We start from the raw sequence: 19,579 nt of genomic DNA on the forward strand, positions 1-19,579 counted from the left end.
TTACCGACTTCGCACTTTTGCGTGGCACGACTGGGTCGAAAATACCCACCTGGGTGCACCGCGAAGGCCCGGTTTACAAGGGCTGTAGAGAACAATCAATTCCATTGATTATTAACATTGCGTTTATGAACTTTTATATCGACTTATCGAGAGTAGCATTGCCTTCGTACCCAATTTATCGCCCTCCCACGGAGCACCCCATCATGAAACGTCAACTTCTGCTTAGCCTTACACTTTCAATGCTGGCCAGCACCGCCTTTGCACTGCCAGCCGCCGACCAGGCCACCCCGCAAGTGAAAGACACTCACTCGGTGTTCAGCCAAACCGTCGCCGCTGATGGCTCCGACCGCACCCCAGGTCAAACCATTGCCGAAGGTGGAAACGATCGCCTGAAAGAAAAAGGCCTGATCACTGAAGACGGTTACGATCAAACCCCACAAGGTCAAACAGTTGCTGAAGACGGCTACGACCAGACTCCACAAGGTCAGACGGTTGCCGCTGACGGTTCGGACCGCACCCTTGGCCAAACCCTGGCCGCCGATGGTTCCGACCGCACGCCAGGTCAAACCGTTGCCGAAGGTGGTGGTGACCGTGTTATCGAACGCAACAGCGCTATGAGCTGAGCCCATGGCGGCCCTGAAAAAAAGCCCAATCACCGGATTGGGCTTTTGACTTTCTGGCCATAACCTTTGTAGAAGTTGCACCTCCCCGCCTGATCTCCCCTTACGTCGTTCGACGCCGGCAAAGCCGATTTGCTAGAGTGCGCCGCAGTCCTTTTCAGAAAACGCCCTTGCGATGCTGCCCCGCGCCGAACAGAAACAACAAACCCGCAACGCCTTGATGGACGCGGCCCGCCATTTGATGGAGGGCGGCCGAGGTTTCGGCAGCCTGAGCCTGCGCGAAGTCGCTAAGACCGCCGGCATCGTGCCTACCGGTTTCTACCGGCATTTCGCCGATATGGATGAGCTCGGCCTGGTGCTGGTGAGCGAGGTCGGCCAGACCTTCCGGGAAACCATTCGCCTGGTGCGTCATAACGAGTTCGTCATGGGCGGCATCATCGATGCGTCCGTGCGGATCTTCCTCGATGTGGTGTCGGCCAACCGTTCGCAATTCCTGTTTCTGGCCAGGGAGCAGTACGGCGGCTCATTGCCGGTACGCCTGGCCATCGGTCGCTTGCGCGAGGACATCAGTTCGGACCTCGCCGCCGACCTGTCCCTGATGCCGAAACTGCAGCACCTTGACATCGCCGGCCTGAGCGTCATGGCCGACCTGATCGTCAAAAGCGTGTTCGCCACCCTGCCGGACATCATCGACCCTCCCGTCGAGGCATTGCCCGAGCACTTGACGCCCCAGGCAAAGATCACCCAACAGCTGCGGTTCATCTTTATCGGCCTCAAGCACTGGCAGGGGCTGGGCAGTACCGAGTAAGCACCGCGAAAGTACACCCGCCCGGCTTCAACTTGGTGCACAGGGAAAAACTGCGCACCAATTTCACCCAAAATCCTTTGCGCCCAGAAACTTTTCCTACAGCTCCTACAGGTATTTCCTACGCATCAGCGGATTGGCAAGCCCCTTGCTCTTGCCTGAGCATTGTCCATTGCTGGAAGCTTTCCGATGCTGGTGATTCATCGCAGAATCGACCCTCAACCCGACTGGGCCGCCGAGCTGCACCTGACCTTCGAAGCCCGGAGTAAAAGCCGTTTGCGCTGTTTCAGTGCCGAGGGCGAAGACGTCGGGTTGTTTTTGGAGCGGGGTCAATCGCCATTGTATGACGGCGAATGTCTGCAGGCCGAAGATGGCCGCGTCGTGCGTGTCTGTGCCCGACCCGAACAATTGCTGCATGTCACCTGCGCCAATGCCTTCGAACTGACCCGTGCCGCCTTTCACCTGGGTAATCGTCATGTCGCACTGCAAGTGGGCGACGGCTGGTTGCGCCTGCTCGACGACTATGTGCTCAAGGCCATGCTCGAACAACTCGGCGCTGACGTCGAGCCCATTGAAGCCGGGTTTCAACCTGAACATGGCGCCTACGGCGGCGGTCATCACCACTCCCGTCACGGTGACGACAATTTCAATTACCCGCCAAAACTGCACCAGTTCGGCGTGCGCCCATGAACCCTGCATGGGCCTTGCTGCGCCTGGCCAGTCCGCAGTTGCCGATAGGCGGCTACAGCTATTCCCAAGGCCTGGAAATGGCGGTGGACAATGGCCGTGTGCACGATTCCACCAGCGCGCGACACTGGATCAGCGATCAAATGCTGCTCAATCTCGCCCGCTTCGAGGCACCGCTGCTGCTCGCCCACTGCGTGGCGGCGACCGAGGAAAACTGGAGCGAACTGCTGCAGCGCTGCGAAGAACACCGTGCCAGCCGGGAAACCCGTGAGCTGTATCAGGAAAGCCGGCAAATGGGCTACTCCTTGCAGCAACTGCTCAACGGCCTGCCGGAACTGGACTCCCAGGCCCGCGCCTTTCTCGAACACCGACCCGAACCCCACCTGGCCTTGTGCTGGGCGCTGGCTGCTCGCGCCTGGCAGATCAGCCCGCAGGATGCACTGGCCGCGTGGCTGTGGAGCTGGCTGGAAAACCAATTGGCGGTCCTGATGAAAACCCTGCCACTGGGCCAGCAGGCCGCGCAGCGCTTGACCAGCGAACTGCTGCCGCTGCTGCAACAGGCCCAACACGACGCTACCCGAATCAACCCCGACCACTATGGCAGCGCCGCGTTTGGCCTGTCCCTGGCGTGTATGGCCCACGAGCGCCAGTACAGCCGTCTGTTCCGGTCCTAGGGCCTTTTATTTTGGAGAACCACATGAACACACAACCTTTGCGCGTCGGCATCGGCGGCCCGGTCGGCTCCGGTAAAACCGCCCTGACCCTGGCCCTGTGCCTGGCCCTGCGCGAACGCTACAACCTGGCCGTGGTGACCAACGACATCTACACCCGCGAAGACGCCGATTTCCTGGTGCGCAATGAAGCGCTGGCGCCGGAACGCATTATTGGCGTGGAAACCGGCGGCTGCCCGCATACGGCGATACGTGAAGACGCCTCGATCAACCTCGAGGCCGTGGATCAACTGAATCGCCGTTTCCCGGGGCTGGACCTGATCCTGGTGGAGTCCGGCGGCGACAATCTCTCGGCCACCTTCAGCCCGGAGCTGTCCGACCTGACCATCTACGTGATCGACGTTTCCGCGGGCGACAAGTTGCCACGCAAAGGCGGGCCGGGGATCTGCAAATCCGATCTGCTGGTGATCAACAAAATCGATCTGGCGCCGCTGGTGGGGGCGTCGCTGACCCTGATGGACAGCGACACAACGCGCATGCGCAACGGCAAGCCGTTCGTGTTCAGCAACCAGAAAACCGGCCAGGGCCTGGACGCCATCATCGCCTTCATCGAACGCCAGGGCCTGCTGACAGCAGCCTGAGCATGACTTATCCACAAGGAAGCTTCTGCATGACACTGAAACGCATTCTGGGCGCCATGGCCCTGCTGTTGACACCGGCCATCGCGTTCGCTCACCCGGGACATGGTGACAATGGCTTGCTCGCCGGCATCAGCCACCCGATCGGTGGCCTCGACCATTTGTTGGCGATGCTCGCGGTCGGCTTGTGGGCGGCGCAGCAGAAGGGTGCTGCGCGCTGGGTGCTGCCGTGCACCTTCGTTGGCACCCTGCTGATCGGCGGGCTGCTGGGTTTCGCAGGGTTGAGCCTGCCGGCAATGGAAAGCGGGATCGCCGCGTCTGTGTTGGCGCTGGGCCTGGTGGTTGCACTGGCGGTGCGTCCGCCGTTGAGTCTGGCGATGGGTGCAACGGCGATGTTTGCGCTCTTCCATGGCGTGGCGCATGGCTTGGAATTGCCGGACCTGTCGAGTCCTTGGACATATGCGGCAGGGTTTGTGGCGGCGACCGCAGCGTTGCATGCAGCGGGTTATGCGGTGGTGCGGGTGTTGCCGCGCGCCGCTGCGCCGTTGATTCGACTCGCAGGCGTGGCTTCGGCGGCGACCGGAGTCTGGTTGTTGGCGGCCTAGCTCTCTATCGATTGTAATGGCCTCTTCGTGAGCAAGCCCGCTCCCACAGTGGAACTGTGTACGCAGGACAAATGTGGGAGCGGGCTTGCTCGCGAAGGCGGCCTGACAGACAACACACTGCTCAGGCCTGCTAACATGTCGCGCAATCAACCCTGCCGTGACGACGCCAGCCAATGCCGCCTGTTTCCCGCTCCGCCTCCCAGCCTGAACTGACCGCCCTGTTTGCCTCGGTGCAACAGCACTTCCAGGACGTGATCGTGCCGCTCTGGCAAGGTCCCGGCTGGAATGCCGACATGGCGCTCCCCTACGAGGCGCTGGACGCCGAGCACACTCCGCTGCCCCCGCAACGCTACCGGGCCATGGCCTGCGCGCGGCAGTTGTATCTGTTTGCCAGCCTGATCGACCAAGTGCCAGGTGCCCGGGAGCGTGCGGCGGCGTTGTTCCGTTCCTTGCAGCGGCACTTCCACGATGCCGAGCACGGCGGCTGGTTCTACAGCATCGACCCACAGGGCGCGCCGCTGGATCAGCGTAAAGACCTCTACACCCACGCATTTATTCTGTTCGCCTGTGCCCATTACTGGGACAAAGTCCGCGAGCCGCTGGTGGAATCGGTGCTCAACGCCGCCCTGGAAGTGATCGCGCAACGTTTTGCCAGCGGTGACGGCCTCTACGAAGCGAGCCTCGATCGTGACTGGTCGTCGTTGAACAGCGGTCCGCTGCAGAATCCGTTGATGCACCTGGCTGAAGCCTTCCTCGCCACGCTGTCGGTGCGTGAAGACTGCGCAGTGCAACAGGCGCTTGTCGACTTATGCACAGGGATGCAGCAGCGTTTTATCGATCCGCAACACGGCGTGCTGATGGAAAAACCGCTGGGTACTGTGGATAACTGGTTCGAACCGGGGCATCAGTTCGAATGGTATTTCCTGCTGGAGTCGTCCGAGTTGCTACGCGGGTCACCCTTGCATGCCTCGCTGGAGCGCGCCTTCGCCTTTACCGAACAACTGGGCGTCGATCAACAGACCGGTGCCGTGCGGGCCATGCTTGATCTGGGGCCGGATGGCGCTTCTCGGGACGCAACGCAGCGCATCTGGGCCCAGGCCGAGTACTTGCGCGCATTGACGCTGCGGCCGGGCAGCGAGGCTGCGGTACTGCGCCAGTTGCAGGCCTTGCAGCAGCGATCACTGCATGCGGGGGGCTGGTATGAGTGCCGCGATGAGCAAGGTGAAGTGAGCCGTCTGGACATGCCGTCGACTACGCCTTATCACTTGGCGACTTGTTATCGTGGATTGGCTGAGTATCTTCGCTGACTGAACGATCACTTTACGCAATCCACTTGCGATCCCCGGTAAAGCTGATGGTCAGCCATCTCGCCGCATCGGGCTTGCCGAGCTTCGCGGAAATTTCCTCTCGCAGCGCATCCAGCTGCACCACGCTGTTAAGCCGATAATTGGTCGGCAATACGATGTGAATCTCGATAAAACAGGCCCGGCCGTGTTTCTGCACGTAGGAAATGTAGTCGTCGAAACCATGCTCGATCTTCGCCGCCGCCAGTACCTGATTCACTTTCTCATCCAATTGATCCGGGGCGATTCCCAGCACATCGCGCAATGCCGGGCCAAGAATCTTGAAGGCCGGCGCGAGCATGCTCAGGGCCAGCAGAATCAGGATCAGCGGATCGACATAAATCGCCCACTGGGCGTAACCCTGGGTCTTCAGCAACAGTGCGGCGAGGAAGCTCACCAGCAAGCCTGCTGACAGCATCGCATCCACCAGCCAGCTGATGTTGTCGAATTGCAGCAGCGTTGATTTCAGCTTGCGGTTGCGATGGCGCACGTAGAAGAAATAGGCGAACTCAACGACGGTAAACACCGCGGCGTAGACGATCACCAGCCCAAGCTCGATCTCGCGACCACCATTGATGATGCCGAACACACCGTTGAGAAACGCGTAGATGGCGATCAGGAACAGGAAGCTGCCTTCGATAAGCAACACCATGGGTTCCAGGTGCCAGAAGCCAAACTGGAAGCGCTGGTTGCTTTCCTTGGCGATCAACTTCGCGGTGATGAGCATCAGCACCTTGATGAAGGTCGCGATCAGCGAGAAGAAGCCATCGAACAGGATGGATTGGGCGCCTGAGACAACGCCGGTGACGATCCCGGCGATCGCCACGGCCAGCATCAGGAAGGTCGATTGCTTGAGCAGCGACTGCTCGCCTCGATTGCTCACAGGATCTCCCCGAACCTTAAGACGGTTTGTTGGGTGAGGAGTCTAGCTGATGTCAGGCGCTGTCTGTTCCGGCCTCTTCGCGAGCAGGCTCGCTCCCACGAGGATCGCGCTGAACCTGCTCGCGAATGGCCATAACGCGGTCTTAAGCCTTGCCACCACTGCGATCAATCGCAAACCCGGCCCAGGTCTGGCTCACCGGCATCAGCTCCAGGCTGTTGATGTTGATATGCGCCGGCGCATTGAGGACCCAGAAAATGGTGTCGGCGATGTCTTGCGGCTGGATCGGCTCGGCACCGGCGTAGGTTGCGTTGTAACGCTCCTGGTCACCGGCGAAACGTACCAGGGAGAACTCGCTTTCGCACAGGCCCGGTTCGATGTTGCTGACCCGCACGCCGGTTCCCTGAAGGTCGCAACGCAGGTTCAGGGAGAACTGTTTGACGAACGCCTTGGTGGCGCCATACACGTGGCTGCCCGGGTACGGATAGTTGCCCGCGATGGATCCCAGGTTGACGATACCGGCGCCACGGCCATGGGCGATCAGGCGCGGCAACAGCAAGCGGGTGCTGTACATCAGGCCTTTGACGTTGGTATCGACCATGGTATCCCAATCGTCCAGGTCGCACTTGGGCGCAGGGTCGACACCCAGGGCCAGGCCTGCGTTGTTGATAAGTCCGCGCAGCTTGGCGAAGGACGGCGGCAGGTTGGCAATGGCTTCTTCCATAGCCTTGCGGTCACGCACATCGAGCACCAGGCCATGCACTTCGGTCTGCTTCGACAACTCGGCGCACAGGGCATTGAGGCGCTCTTCACGACGCCCCGTCAGCACCAGTTTCCAGCCGGCCTCGGCAAAACGACGGGCACAGGCTTCACCAAAACCGGAAGTCGCGCCGGTGATAAACAGGGTGTTGGACATGGTGTTCTCCTTGCTACGGCTGATTCGCCAGCCATTGGAATAGAAAATCAGCAGGCAGCATGCCCGGCCTTGCGCACAGCGGCAACCGGCGCGCTATCTGTACAAAAAACGAGCAAAGCTTGCAACACCTTGCAGACCGTGGCTTGCAGACATGTGCGCGCACGTTATCCACAGCCCCATCCACACTTTCCGGGGGCAAGTGGAAAAGCTGAAAGCCGCTATCCACAAGGCTTTGCGGGCAGATTTGAAACTTTTTTGCTTGACCCGCATCGGCCTGCTGTGTAGCCGGGGGTCAATTTCCCGACCGGGCGGTCAAGCCTGCAGTGGCGCCAAGCCAGTAACCACGGCCCTCAGCCGAGTCTTTCCAGAGTTTAATCACAGACTTATCCACAGGCTTGCCCACTGTATTTCACTGCGCTTTCCTCCTTAATAAAAAGGTTGACAAAGCCACCTTGAAGGCCCGAAAAAAAGCCTGATCAAAAAACAACCACAGCTCTGCAGGCCACGGATTCAAAGGCTTTCAGCCAGCTACTCCCACGTTATTCACAGCCAGTTCCACAGTAAACGGGGACAAGTCAAAACCGTGACAAAACAACCATTTGCAGCGGCTTTATGTCGCGGTTTGGGAGGTCGCCAATTTTGTTTTCCACAATTTCCGTTACCACAAACGGACGAAAAAAAACGCCCTGATTTCTCAGGGCGTTTTCATTGGACGCTAAGGTTTAGTGCCCGCCGAGATACGCGTTACGCACATCCTCGTTGACCAGCAGCTCCTTGCCAGTACCGGTCATGCGAATCTCGCCATTGACCATCACGTATGCCCGGTCCGACAACCGAAGTGCATGGTTGGCGTTCTGCTCGACCAGGAAAATGGTCATGCCGGTCTTGGCCAGTTCCCGCAGGGTCGCGAAGATCTGCTTGACCACGATGGGCGCCAGCCCAAGGCTCGGCTCATCGAGCAAGAGCAACTTTGGCCGGCTCATCAGGGCCCGGGCGATGGCCAGCATCTGCTGCTCGCCACCGGACATGGTCATTGCGCGCTGGGTGCGCCGCTCTTCGAGCCGCGGGAACAGCTGGAACATGCGCTGCATGTCTTCCTTGGCGTATTTGTCGCCAATGGGGATGGTGCCCATCAGCAGGTTTTCCTCGACGGTCATGTCGGGGAACACCCGCCGCCCTTCCGGCGACTGTGCAATGCCGTTGGAGGCGATGTAGTGCGACGACTTGTGGGTGATGTCCACGCCCTGGTAGAGGATCTGCCCGCCTGCCGCCCGCGGCTGACCGAAGATCGACATCAGCAGGGTCGACTTGCCGGCACCGTTGGAGCCGATCAGGCTGACGGTTTCCCCTTCGTTGATGTGCAGCGAGACGTTCTTCAGCGCCTGGATCGGCCCGTAGAACACATCCAGATCCTTGAGTTCGAGGATGGCTCCGTTAGTCATACGAGCTCCTCTTCATCCGCGCCCAGATAGGCGGCAATCACTTTCGGATCGTTGCGAATTTCGTTGGGACCTCCCTCGGCGATGACGACGCCGTGGTCCAGTACCACGATGTGGTCGGAAATACTCATTACCATGCCCATGTCGTGTTCGATCAGCACCACGGTCAGATCGTGCTCGTCGCGCAGCAGACGGATCATCGCGCTCAGCGCTTCGGTTTCCTGAGGGTTGAGGCCGGCGGCCGGCTCGTCCAGGCAGATGATCTGCGGACGGGTGCACATGGCCCGGGCAATTTCCAGACGGCGTTGCTGGCCGTAGGACAGTTCGCCCGCCAGACGGTTGGCACAGTCCACCAGGTCCACCACTTCCAGCCAGTAGAAGGCGTGGTCCAGTGCATCGCTTTCGGCCTTGCGGTAGCCCTTGGTATTAAGGATACCGGCCAGCATGTTGCGGTTGACCCACATGTGCTGGGCCACCAGCAGGTTTTCCAGCACCGACATTTCCTTGAACAGGCGAATGTTCTGGAACGTCCGCGCCAGGCCAGCACGGTTCACCAGGTGGGTGCCGCCGAACATCTTGTAGCGCAGCCGGGTGATGAAGCTTTTGGGCGAGACGAAATCGGTCGCCTTGAACGATTCGCCGAGCAGCTTGATGACGTTGGTCTGCTGCCCGCGCACATTGAGTTCGATCTTGCCGCCGGAGGCCTTGTAGAACCCCGTCAGGCAGTTGAACACGGTAGTCTTGCCGGCGCCGTTGGGGCCGATCAGGGCGAAGATCGAGTTGCGCTTGACCTTCAGGCTGACATCATTCAACGCCTTGATGCCGCCAAAGTGCATCATCAGCTTCTCTACGGAGAGTACGACTTCGCTCATGGCGCTACTCCTTTACGCGGGGTCACACCGGTACGGCTGATCCGAATCAGGCCGCGCGGTCGCCAGATCATCATCAACACCATCAGGATGCCGAACAGCAGCACGCGGTATTCGGCGAAGCCACGCAGCAGTTCCGGGGCCACGGTCAGGACGAAGGCGGCAATCACCACGCCGATGGTCGAGCCCATGCCACCAAGGACCACGATGGCGAGGATCAGGGCCGATTCGAAGAAGGTGAACGAGGTCGGGTTGACGAACCCTTGGTAGGTGGCGAAGAACACGCCGGCCAGACCGGCCGTCGATGCGCCGATGGTGAATGCCGAGAGCTTGACCAGCACGTGGTTCAAGCCCATGGAGCGGCAGGCGATTTCGTCTTCACGCAGGGCTTCCCAGGCGCGGCCGACAGGCATCTTGACCAGACGATGCTTGACGTACAACACGGCCAGAACCACCAGGAACAACACCGCGTAGATGAAGTAGTACTTCACATCCGGGTTGTAGGCGATGCCGAAGAACTCGTGGAACGGCACGCCGCCGTCCTTCGCGCGCTTGCCGAATTCCAGGCCGAAGAAGGTCGGCAGTGGTGCCGGCATGCCGTTCGGGCCGCCGGTCAGGGACAGCCAGTTGTTGAGGATCAGCCGGATGATTTCACCAAAGCCCAGGGTCACGATCGCCAGGTAGTCACCGTGCAGGCGCAGCACCGGGAACCCGAGGATGCAACCGGCCAGCCCGGCGGTGATCGCCGCCAGCGGCAGCACCGTCCAGAAACCCAGCCCCAGGTACTGATAACCGAGTGCAAGGCCGTAGGCACCGATGGCGTAGAACGCCACGTAACCCAGGTCAAGCAGGCCGGCCAGGCCGACCACGATGTTCAGCCCCAGGCCCAGCAACACGTAGATCAACCCGAGGATGACCACGCCCAGCAGGTAGGAGTTGGAGAAAAACGGGAACACCACGGCGATGACGATCATCAACGGGATGATCCAGCGCAGGCGCGACTTGTAGTCAGGTGCCAGTACATGAACTCCGGAACCGGTGCTTTCAAAGCCTTCGAGGATGCTCAAACCCTTGGGGGTTTGCAGGAACATGCTCAAGGCAAAGCGACCGGCCATGACGATAGCGACGATCCACGCCACGCGAGTGGTTTCCAGGTTGAATCCGTAGCCTTCGAGGACAACGCCGACAATCGGCCCGAACACGATCAGGGCGATGAGGCCGGCAAGAATCGCGTCAACCAGACTTTTTTTGAGATCAATGGTTTTTTTAGTGGTTGAGGACATCGCTTACACCTTCGACACAAGAGGACGGCCGAGCAGGCCTTGGGGCCGAAAGACCAGAACGAGAACCAGCAGCGAGAAGCTGAAAACGTCTTTGTAGTCCGAGTTCACCAGGCCAGAGAACAGCGACTCGGAAATCCCGAGGATGATCCCGCCCAGCATGGCGCCTGGCAGTGAGCCGATCCCGCCGAGCACCGCGGCAGTGAAGGCCTTGATGCCGATGATGAAGCCGGCATAGAAGTCGAACGTGCCGTAGTTCATGGTGATCAGCACGCCGGCCAGGGCCGCCATCGCTGCACCGATGATGAACACATAGGAAATCACCCGGTCGGTGTTGATCCCCAGGATCGAAGCCATCTTGCGGTCTTGCTGGGTCGCGCGGCACATGCGGCCGAGCTTGGTGTACTTGATGATGTAGGTCAGCGCGGCCATGCCGACAAACGCGGCGACCAGGATGAACACCTTGGTGTAGGTCAACTGCACGAAACCTGTTCCGACCTCGACACGCCAGGCCCCCGTGAGCAACGTCGGGACGCCCTGTTGCTTGGCACCCTGGGCGATCTGCGCATAGTTTTGCAGGATCAGCGAGATACCGATGGCGCTGATCAGCGGTGCCAGTCGGGTGGAGTTACGCAGGGGTTTGTAGGCGACGCGCTCGATGACCCAGCCGTACACCGCCGTGACGACGATGGTGAAGATCAGGGTGCCGAGCATCAGCAGAGGGAAGGATTCAATACCGAAGTATGCCAGCAGAGCCAGACTGATCGCCGCGAGGTAAGCGGAAATCATGTAAACCTCGCCGTGGGCGAAGTTGATCATGCCGATGATGCCATAGACCATTGTGTAGCCGATGGCGATCAGGCCATAGACCGACCCGAGGGTCAGGCCGTTGACCAGTTGCTGCAGGAAAATACCATCCATAACGCAATCTCACGCAATGAGAACCTGCACAGGTGGCTGCGCGGTTCTTCTAAGGAAAATACAGATTTACGTCGGAGCAATGTCAGTCAGGGTCCCACACCGCCCCTGTAGGAGCTGGCTTGCCAGCGAAAGCGGTGCATCAGTCAACACGCTGTCGACTGGTCTGGCGCCTTCGCGGGCAAGCCCGCTCCCACAAAGGATCAGTGGGGTTCAGCTGATCGGGTCAGCCCTTACTTCTGTTTTTCCAGCTGGTGGTATTTGCCATCCTTGTCCCACTGGTAAACCACGTAGTCGGAGACCTTCAGGTCGCCCTTGCTGTCCCAGGTCTTCTCGCCCATGACGGTCTTGACCGGGTTTTTCTTCAGCCACGCAGCCGCTTCTTCGCCCTTGTTGGATTTGGCGCCGTTGAAAGCCGCCGCCAGGGTCTGGACCGAAGCGTAGGCGTACAGGGTATAGCCTTCAGGCTCGGTACCGGCCTTGCGGAAGGCGTCTACCACGGTCTTGCTGTCTGGCAGCAGGCGTGGGTCTGCACCGAAGGTCATCAGCACGCCGTCGACGAATTGCGGACCGCCAGCGGTGGTTACCAGTTCGTCGGTCACGATGCCGTCGTCAGACATGAACTTGACGTCCTTCAGGCCTTGTTCACGCAGTTGGCGAACCAGAGGACCGGCTTCCGGGTGCAGGCCACCGAAGTAGACTACGTCGGCGCCGGCACCGCGGATCTTGGTTACGATAGTGCTGAAGTCTTTCTCACCACGGGTCAGGCCTTCGTACAGCACAGGCGTTACGCCGCGCTTGACCAACTGGGCCTTCGTAGCGTCAGCCAGGCCTTGGCCGTAGGTGTCCTTGTCATGCAGGACAACAACCTTCTTGCCCTTGAGCACGTCGACGATGTAGTCGCCGGCCACGATGCCTTGCTGGTCGTCACGACCGCACATGCGGAACATGGCGCTCAGGCCGCGTTCGGTAACCTGTGGGTTGGTGGAACCTGGAGTGATGGCGATGATGCCCGCTTCGTCGTAGATCTCGGAGGCCGGGATGGTCGACGAGGAGCAGAAGTGACCGACCACGCCGGCAACTTTCTGGTTCGTCAGGTCCTTGGCGACCGTTACAGCCTGTTTCGGTTCGCAGGCGTCATCGCCCTTGACCAGTACGATTTTTTCCCCGTTGACGCCGCCCGCTGCGTTGACCGCATCGGCTGCTGCCTGTGCACCCTTCATGTACTGCTCGCCAAATGCCGCATTGGCGCCCGTCATTGGACCCGCTACGCCGATCTTGATGTCGGCCTGGGCAAACGCAGAAACACCCAACGCAGCTGCCACTGCGAGGGCCAGAAAGCCTTTCTTGTAAAACGTCTGGGACATGAGGTGGTGCTCCATGGTTTTTTTAATTGGCACTGCGACTTCACTGACTGCTCAGAGCAAGGGCCGTGCCATCGGTTTTTTATTCTTAAAAAAGTCGCTGCTTTATTATTATTTCGACTGTCTCGGGCCCATTTTCATTGGGCGTGCAACCGTCTAAACCGCGGAAGGTGAAACCATTATTTTTTTGAGGCGCAACCCGCCTGCGCCATCATTGCAACCGCGGCACCAAACGACGTGCAACCAGCCTGTAACAACGTGCGTCACCGAAGTGCACACTGCTGGTGCGGGGACTGCTACAACCCGCACCATTACAGGCTAGCTGCTGATCGAAAAAGCGCCGCTTCCCACTACGAAAATCAACATTCAAATCACGATCCGCAAGCACTGGCCCGCGTGATACAGCGAAAATCCCGCCTCGTATAAACAGCTGCGCAACCCCACGCCGGCCAATGGCTGCATGGGTGCGAAGGGAATCGGTAGCGCCTGAGGATTTTTGTTACACAAGTAATCGGCAAAAGCCTTGCCGACCACCGTCCCCGTGGTCACGCCCCGGCCGTTATAACCGGTGACTGCCACTAAACCGGGCGCAGGCTCGAACAGGCGCATCAAATGATCGGGGGTGAAGGCGATGCACCCGGTCCAGGTGCACTCCCATTCCACCGGTTTGAGATAGGGAAAGTAATGCTGCTGGACCCGATCGGCCCAGGCCTTGAGAAACCAGGCCGGCTTCTGGTTGCCATTGCCGAGGCTACCGAGCAGCAGGCGCCCGTCCTTGTCCCGGCGAATGCTGCTGAGCACCTGGCGGGTGTCCCAGGAGCCCTGGCCGCCGGGCAGGATTTGCTGTGCGGCGTCTTCGGTCAGAGGGACTGAAGCCACCTGGTAGTAATAACCGGGAAAGAAATTGCGTCGCAGCTCGGTCCAATCGCCTTCGGTGTAGGCGTTGGACGCGATCACCACTTGCTCGGCCAGCACCGAACCCTGCGCGGTTTGTACTGACCAGCGCTGACCTTGACGCTCAAGACGGGTGACCGGGGAATGATCGAACAACTGACCGCCCAGGCTAACGGCCGCCTTGGCCAACCCAGTGGTGTAGGCCATCGGGTTGAGCGTGCCAGCACGGCGATCGAGCAATGCGGCGGCGATTTTTTTGGTGCCCGTCGCTTGCTCGCAAGCTTGCCCCGTCAGCAGCTCGACTGGCGCGCCACGGCGCTTCCACTGCTCTTCACGACTGCGCAGATCCGCTTCGCCACGGGCGTTGTGCGCCATGTGCAGCGTGCCTTCGCGGCGCAACTGGCAATCGATGTTGTATTTGTCCACAAGGCTGAACACCAGGGAAGGTGCTGCGCCAAGCATGCGGTTGAGCTGACTGCCCACCGCCGTTCCAAACCCGGCTTCGATTTCGTCCGGTGGAATCCACATCCCGGCATTGACCAGCCCGACGTTGCGCCCCGAGCCGCCATGCCCTGCACGATGGGCTTCCAGCACACAAACCGTCTTGCCCTGCTCCAGCAGATGCACCGCCGCCGACAGCCCGGTAAAACCGGCGCCAATGACGCAGACATCAACCTTCACTTCACCCTTGAGCGCCGCATTGTCGGGCCTTTGTGGCGTCAATTTTTCCCACAGACACTCTTCGCGTAACGGCATTGCCAGACTCCAACAGAAACCTAACCAACACACAAATCAGTGTGGGAGCAGGCGTGCTCGCGAAAGCGGTATGTCAGCCACCAATAATGTCGACTGTCAGATTGCATTCGCGAGCAAGCCCGCTCCCACAGGGGATCACTGTTTGACTCGAGATTTAGTCAAACGTAATTCCCTGCGCCAACGGCAACTCCAGCGAATAGTTCACGGTATTGGTCTGACGGCGCATGTACCCGCGCCATGCATCGGAGCCCGACTCACGACCACCCCCAGTCTCCTTCTCACCCCCAAACGCACCACCGATTTCCGCACCGCTCGGCCCGATGTTGACGTTGGCGATGCCGCAGTCGCTGCCCACCGCCGACATGAATTGCTCGGCTTCACGCACGTCGGTGGTGAAGATGCAGGAGGACAGGCCTTGTGGCACGGCGTTGTTCAAGCGCAAGGCTTCGTTGAAATCGCTATAGCCAACCACGTACAGGATCGGCGCGAAGGTTTCATGGCAGACCACGTCACTCTGTTCCGGCATTTCGACGATGGCCGGCGAAACGTAGTAGGCGTTCGGGAATTTGTCTTCCAGCTGACGCTTGCCGCCGAAAACCCGGCCGCCTTCGCTCAGTGCCTGTTCCAGCGCGTCCTGCATGTTGTCGAAGCTTTGCTTGTCGATCAGCGGGCCGACCAGGTTGCCTTCCAGCGGATGGCCGATGCGCACTTTGGAGTAGGCAGCCTTGAGGCGGGTGACGATTTCTTCTTTCACCGACTCATGGGCGATCAGGCGACGCAGGGTGGTGCAGCGCTGACCGGCAGTGCCGACGGCGCTGAACAGGATCGCGCGAACGGCCATGTCCAGATCGGCGCTTGGGCCGAGGATCATCGCGTTGTTGCCGCCCAGCTCGAGGATGCTGCGGGCGAAACGCGCGGCGATTTTCGGCGCCACTTCACGGCCCATGCGGGTGCTGCCCGTGGCGCTGACCAGCGCGACTCGCGGGTCATCAACCAAGGCTTCGCCGGCATCGCGCCCGCCAATGACGACCTGGCTCAGGTGCGGTGGCGCATCGCTGAAGTTTTTCAGGACGCGGTCGAACAGCGCCTGGCAGGCCAGTGCGGTCAATGGCGTTTTTTCCGACGGCTTCCAGATCACCGGGTTGCCGCAGACCAGCGCCAGCGCCGCGTTCCAGGCCCAGACCGCGACCGGGAAGTTAAAGGCGCTGATCACGCCGACGACGCCCAGCGGGTGCCAGGTCTCGCGCATGTGGTGGCCAGGACGCTCGGAGGCGATGGTCAAGCCATACAGTTGACGCGACAGGCCGACGGCGAAGTCGCAGATGTCGATCATTTCCTGAACTTCACCCAGGCCTTCCTGAGTGATCTTGCCCGCTTCCCAGGACACCAGCTCGCCCAGATCGGCCTTGTATTCGCGCAGGATGTCACCCAGTTGACGCACCAGTTCGCCACGACGCGGTGCCGGAACCTTGCGCCACAGTTCAAATGCATGATCTGCACGACTGATGTGCTGCTCGACTTCAGCGGCACCTTCCCAGTTGACGGTGGCAATCGTGCTGCCATCGATCGGCGAATGCACCGGCACCTTGCCGTTCTGGTACAGGGCCGGGTTCACACCAAGACGATCAAGCAATGCGGCAACCATGGGTCACTCCTCAAGCAAAAAACGGAACGTGTGCAGTCGCCGGATCACGACTGATCAGACCTGTAGTTTTAGCGCTCCCGAGGTTACTCAACAAACGACCATTAAGAGAGATATCATTCCGTTTATTCATGCTGTGCATTGCTGGCAATACAGAAACAAGTACAAAAAGGATCGCCCATGCTGAACAAACGCTATTTGCCCTCGATCGCTGCGCTGCAGTGTTTCGAAGCCGTGACCCGCCACCTGAGCTTCACCCGGGCCGCGGAAGAGCTGAACCTGACCCAGAGCGCCGTCAGTAAACAAGTGGCGCAACTGGAAGAGCTGCTGCAGCACCTGCTGTTTCGCCGGGTTCGCCGGCGCCTGCAGATGACGCCAGCGGGCGATTTGTACCTTGTGGAAGTACGAAAAATCCTAACCCAGGTCGAGATGTCGACCCATTACCTGCGTTCCTACGGTGGTGAAACCGAAGTCCTGCGCGTTTCGACACCTTCGACCTTCGGCGCGCGCTGGCTGGTGCCACGCCTCAAGGGCTGGCGCCTGCGCCATCCGTCGATCCATCTGGACCTGTGCAATGAACAGGAAGCCGACGATCTGCTGCAAGGTCGCAGCGACCTGGCGTTCTACTTCGGCCAGGGTTCAAGGCCTGGTACCGAATGCCTGAAGCTATTCAGTGAAGAGCTTGTGCCGGTGTGTGCACCAGGCAGCCTCCCCGACACGCCGTTCACCGACCCGACGCAACTCACCGACCTGGTCCTGCTGCAAAACGCCTCCCGCCCCCAAGCCTGGCACGACTGGTTCGACAGTCAGGGCTACCACACCGAACACAGCTACCACGGCCCGCGCTTCGAAACCTTCTATATGTGTATCCGCGCGGCGCAGGTCGGCTGCGGCGTGGCGCTGCTGCCACGGTTCCTGGTGGAAGAGGAACTGGCCGACGGCAAACTGGTCATTCCCTGGCAGCATGCAATGCCCAGCACCGACGCCTATTACCTGGCGTACCCCGAACACTCGGCGGAGGTGCCCAAGGTGCGCGATTTCGTGAAGTGGATGCTGGAGCAGGTGTAGGGCCTATTCAAAAATCACTGGCAATAACCACCACCGATATGCGCCACTAGCCTTATTCCATGTGGAGAACCCCCGTTATGAGCGAGAGTGTATTTGCCGATCGCATCGTGCAGAACCTGCTCGACACCGACTTCTACAAGCTGACGATGATGCAGGCGGTGCTGCACAACTACCCCAACGTAGAAGTCGAATGGGAGTTTCGTTGCCGTAACAGCGAGGATTTGCGCCCCTATCTGGCGGAGATCCGTTTCCAGATCGAACGGCTGGCCGAGCTGAGCCTGAGCGCCGACCAATTGAGTTTCCTGGAGCGTATCAGCTTCCTGAAGCCGGATTTCCTGCGCTTTCTCGGGCTATTTCGCTTCAACCTGCGCTACATCCACACTGGCATCGAAAACGGTGAACTGTTCATCCGCCTGCGTGGGCCGTGGTTGCATGTGATCCTGTTCGAGGTGCCAATATTGGCGATCGTCAGCGAAGTGCGTAATCGCTATCGCTATCGGGAAATCGTCCTGGAACAGGCGCGCGAGCAGCTGTATCGCAAGTTCGACTGGCTGACCGCCAACGCCAGCAGCGATGAATTGTCCCAATTGCAGGTAGCCGATTTCGGCACGCGCCGGCGCTTTTCGTACCGGGTGCAGGAAGAAGTGGTGAACGTGCTCAAGCACGACTTCCCCGGACGTTTCGTCGGCACCAGCAACGTGCACCTGTCCCGGGAGCTGGATATGAAACCGCTGGGCACCATGGCCCACGAATGGATCATGGCGCACCAGCAACTTGGCCCACGGCTGATCGATAGCCAGATTGCCGCCCTCGATTGCTGGGTTCGCGAATACCGCGGCCTGCTTGGCATCGCCCTGACCGACTGCATTACCATTGATGCCTTCCTCGGCGACTTCGACCTGTTTTTCGCCAAGCTCTTCGACGGTTTGCGCCACGATTCCGGTGACCCGGTGCTCTGGGCAGAAAAGGCCATCGCGCACTATCACAAGCTCGGCATCGACCCGATGAGCAAGACCCTGACCTTCTCCGACAGCCTGACGCTGCCCAAGGCACTGGACATATTCCGCGCGCTACGAGGTCGTATCAATGTCAGCTTCGGCATCGGCACCAACCTGACCTGTGACATTCCAGGTGTCGAACCCATGAGCATCGTGCTTAAAATGACTGCCTGCAACGGCGCGCCGGTGGCAAAAATCTCCGACGAGCCCGGCAAGACTCACTGCAAAGACCCGAATTTCGTCGCCTATTTGCGACACGTTTTCCAAGTTCCTGCCCCCTCTAGCAAGGAGTGAATTCATGCAAGCCGTACAGCGTGAGATTGCTGAACAGCTCAAGGTACAACCACCGTTCGCCGACGAAGCCGCCCTCGAAGCTGAAGTCGCCCGGCGGATTACCTTCATCCAGGATTGCCTGGTCAATTCCGGGCTCAAGACCCTGGTGCTGGGCATCAGTGGCGGTGTCGACTCCCTGACCGCCGGCCTGCTGGCCCAGCGCGCCATGCGTGAACTGCGCGAGCGCAGTGGTGACGCCGGTTACAAGTTCATTGCCGTACGCCTGCCGTACGAAACCCAGTTCGATGAACACGACGCCCAGGCCTCGGTGGACTTCATCAATCCGGACGAGCGCCACACGGTGAACATCGGCCCGGCGGTCAAATCCCTGGCCAACGAAGTCGCAGCGTTCGAAGGCAAGCATGCGGTATCGGTGGATTTCGTCCTCGGCAACACCAAGGCGCGCATGCGCATGGTCGCCCAGTACACCATCGCTGGCGCAGCCCATGGCCTGGTGATCGGCACCGATCATGCAGCGGAAGCGGTGATGGGTTTCTTCACCAAGTTCGGTGACGGCGCCTGCGACCTGGCACCGCTCAGCGGACTGGTAAAAAACCAGGTCCGCGCCATCGCCCGCAGCTTCGGTGCACCGGAATCGCTGGTAGAGAAAGTCCCGACGGCCGACCTGGAAGACCTGTCACCGGGCAAACCAGACGAAGCGTCCCATGGCGTGACCTACGCCGAGATCGACGCCTTCCTGCACGGCGAGCCGGTGCGTGAGGAAGCGTTCAAGATCATCGTCAATACGTACAACAAGACCCATCACAAGCGGGTGATGCCGTTTGCGCCTTGAGTAACGTGGCGTCTGGACCGACGCCAGCGCTGGCAAGCCAGCTCCTACAGGGGTATCTGT

General features: G+C 59.9%; 19 protein-coding genes. 10 read left to right on the forward strand and 9 right to left on the reverse strand.

Annotated elements, in window-relative coordinates:
* Positions 1-203 precede the first annotated feature (203 nt).
* The 7 genes from BKX96_RS20890 (at position 204) to BKX96_RS20920 (ending at position 5,333) form a co-directional block, all read left to right on the forward strand.
* Positions 204-623 carry a hypothetical protein gene (locus BKX96_RS20890; RefSeq protein ID WP_077185382.1) on the forward strand — a complete coding sequence of 140 codons (420 nt, stop codon included), beginning with the start codon at positions 204-206 and terminating at the stop codon, positions 621-623.
* A gap of 172 nt (positions 624-795) precedes the next feature.
* Positions 796-1,428 (forward strand): TetR family transcriptional regulator, encoded by a 633-nt coding sequence (locus BKX96_RS20895; RefSeq protein ID WP_046819744.1) that lies wholly within the window; start codon positions 796-798, stop codon positions 1,426-1,428.
* Positions 1,429-1,614: 186 nt separating this feature from the next.
* A complete protein-coding gene (gene ureE / locus BKX96_RS20900; protein WP_077185383.1) occupies positions 1,615-2,115 on the forward strand; it encodes an urease accessory protein UreE in 501 nt (166 codons plus the stop codon).
* On the forward strand, positions 2,112-2,786 hold the full coding sequence (locus BKX96_RS20905; RefSeq protein WP_046819746.1) for an urease accessory protein UreF: 675 nt from the start codon (positions 2,112-2,114) through the stop codon (positions 2,784-2,786). The genes ureE and BKX96_RS20905 overlap by 4 nt, the downstream gene beginning before the upstream one ends.
* 23 nt (positions 2,787-2,809) lie before the next feature.
* A complete protein-coding gene (gene ureG, locus BKX96_RS20910; RefSeq protein ID WP_008058937.1) occupies positions 2,810-3,424 on the forward strand; it encodes an urease accessory protein UreG in 615 nt (204 codons plus the stop codon).
* Between the two features lie 29 nt (positions 3,425-3,453).
* Positions 3,454-4,026 carry a HupE/UreJ family protein gene (locus tag BKX96_RS20915; RefSeq protein WP_077185385.1) on the forward strand — a complete coding sequence of 191 codons (573 nt, stop codon included), beginning with the start codon at positions 3,454-3,456 and terminating at the stop codon, positions 4,024-4,026.
* A gap of 173 nt (positions 4,027-4,199) precedes the next feature.
* A complete protein-coding gene (locus BKX96_RS20920; RefSeq protein WP_077185386.1) occupies positions 4,200-5,333 on the forward strand; it encodes an AGE family epimerase/isomerase in 1,134 nt (377 codons plus the stop codon).
* A gap of 13 nt (positions 5,334-5,346) precedes the next feature.
* Here the strand turns inward: BKX96_RS20920 and BKX96_RS20925 are convergent, their stop codons facing one another.
* From BKX96_RS20925 to amaB, 9 genes are all read right to left on the reverse strand, one after another.
* Entirely contained in the window at positions 5,347-6,252 is a 906-nt protein-coding gene (locus BKX96_RS20925) for a cation diffusion facilitator family transporter (RefSeq protein ID WP_046819749.1), read from the reverse strand.
* A 142-nt stretch (positions 6,253-6,394) separates the two neighbouring features.
* A complete protein-coding gene (locus BKX96_RS20930) occupies positions 6,395-7,165 on the reverse strand; it encodes an SDR family oxidoreductase (RefSeq protein ID WP_077185388.1) in 771 nt (256 codons plus the stop codon).
* A gap of 722 nt (positions 7,166-7,887) precedes the next feature.
* Positions 7,888-8,607, reverse strand: a complete 720-nt coding sequence (locus tag BKX96_RS20940) for an ABC transporter ATP-binding protein (protein WP_046819751.1) — start codon at positions 8,605-8,607, stop codon at positions 7,888-7,890.
* Positions 8,604-9,476 carry an ABC transporter ATP-binding protein gene (locus BKX96_RS20945; protein WP_046819752.1) on the reverse strand — a complete coding sequence of 291 codons (873 nt, stop codon included), beginning with the start codon at positions 9,474-9,476 and terminating at the stop codon, positions 8,604-8,606. Before BKX96_RS20945 ends, BKX96_RS20940 begins: the two co-directional genes overlap by 4 nt.
* A complete protein-coding gene (gene livM / locus BKX96_RS20950; protein WP_046819753.1) occupies positions 9,473-10,756 on the reverse strand; it encodes a high-affinity branched-chain amino acid ABC transporter permease LivM in 1,284 nt (427 codons plus the stop codon). The genes BKX96_RS20945 and livM overlap by 4 nt, the downstream gene beginning before the upstream one ends.
* 3 nt (positions 10,757-10,759) lie before the next feature.
* Positions 10,760-11,674 (reverse strand): ABC transporter permease subunit, encoded by a 915-nt coding sequence (locus BKX96_RS20955; RefSeq protein WP_046819754.1) that lies wholly within the window; start codon positions 11,672-11,674, stop codon positions 10,760-10,762.
* A gap of 230 nt (positions 11,675-11,904) precedes the next feature.
* Positions 11,905-13,038 carry a branched-chain amino acid ABC transporter substrate-binding protein gene (locus BKX96_RS20960; RefSeq protein WP_020797619.1) on the reverse strand — a complete coding sequence of 378 codons (1,134 nt, stop codon included), beginning with the start codon at positions 13,036-13,038 and terminating at the stop codon, positions 11,905-11,907.
* Positions 13,039-13,401: 363 nt separating this feature from the next.
* Positions 13,402-14,685: an L-pipecolate oxidase gene (gene amaA, locus BKX96_RS20965; RefSeq protein ID WP_077185389.1), complete on the reverse strand. Its 1,284-nt coding sequence runs from the start codon at positions 14,683-14,685 to the stop codon at positions 13,402-13,404.
* Positions 14,686-14,839: 154 nt separating this feature from the next.
* Positions 14,840-16,330, reverse strand: a complete 1,491-nt coding sequence (gene amaB, locus BKX96_RS20970) for an L-piperidine-6-carboxylate dehydrogenase (protein WP_046819756.1) — start codon at positions 16,328-16,330, stop codon at positions 14,840-14,842.
* Between the two features lie 177 nt (positions 16,331-16,507).
* Here amaB and BKX96_RS20975 point away from each other — a divergent pair, with 177 nt between their 5' ends.
* From BKX96_RS20975 to nadE, 3 genes are all read left to right on the forward strand, one after another.
* Complete coding sequence (locus BKX96_RS20975; RefSeq protein WP_020797622.1) at positions 16,508-17,395, forward strand: LysR family transcriptional regulator; 888 nt, start codon at positions 16,508-16,510, stop codon at positions 17,393-17,395.
* A 77-nt stretch (positions 17,396-17,472) separates the two neighbouring features.
* Positions 17,473-18,687: a nicotinate phosphoribosyltransferase gene (gene pncB / locus BKX96_RS20980; RefSeq protein ID WP_046819757.1), complete on the forward strand. Its 1,215-nt coding sequence runs from the start codon at positions 17,473-17,475 to the stop codon at positions 18,685-18,687.
* A gap of 4 nt (positions 18,688-18,691) precedes the next feature.
* Positions 18,692-19,519, forward strand: a complete 828-nt coding sequence (nadE, locus tag BKX96_RS20985; RefSeq protein ID WP_077185390.1) for an NAD(+) synthase — start codon at positions 18,692-18,694, stop codon at positions 19,517-19,519.
* The last annotated feature ends 60 nt before the right edge of the window (positions 19,520-19,579 follow it).

This window comes from Pseudomonas putida (genome assembly GCF_001976065.1).
Taxonomy (GTDB): Bacteria; Pseudomonadota; Gammaproteobacteria; order Pseudomonadales; family Pseudomonadaceae; genus Aquipseudomonas; species Aquipseudomonas serbica.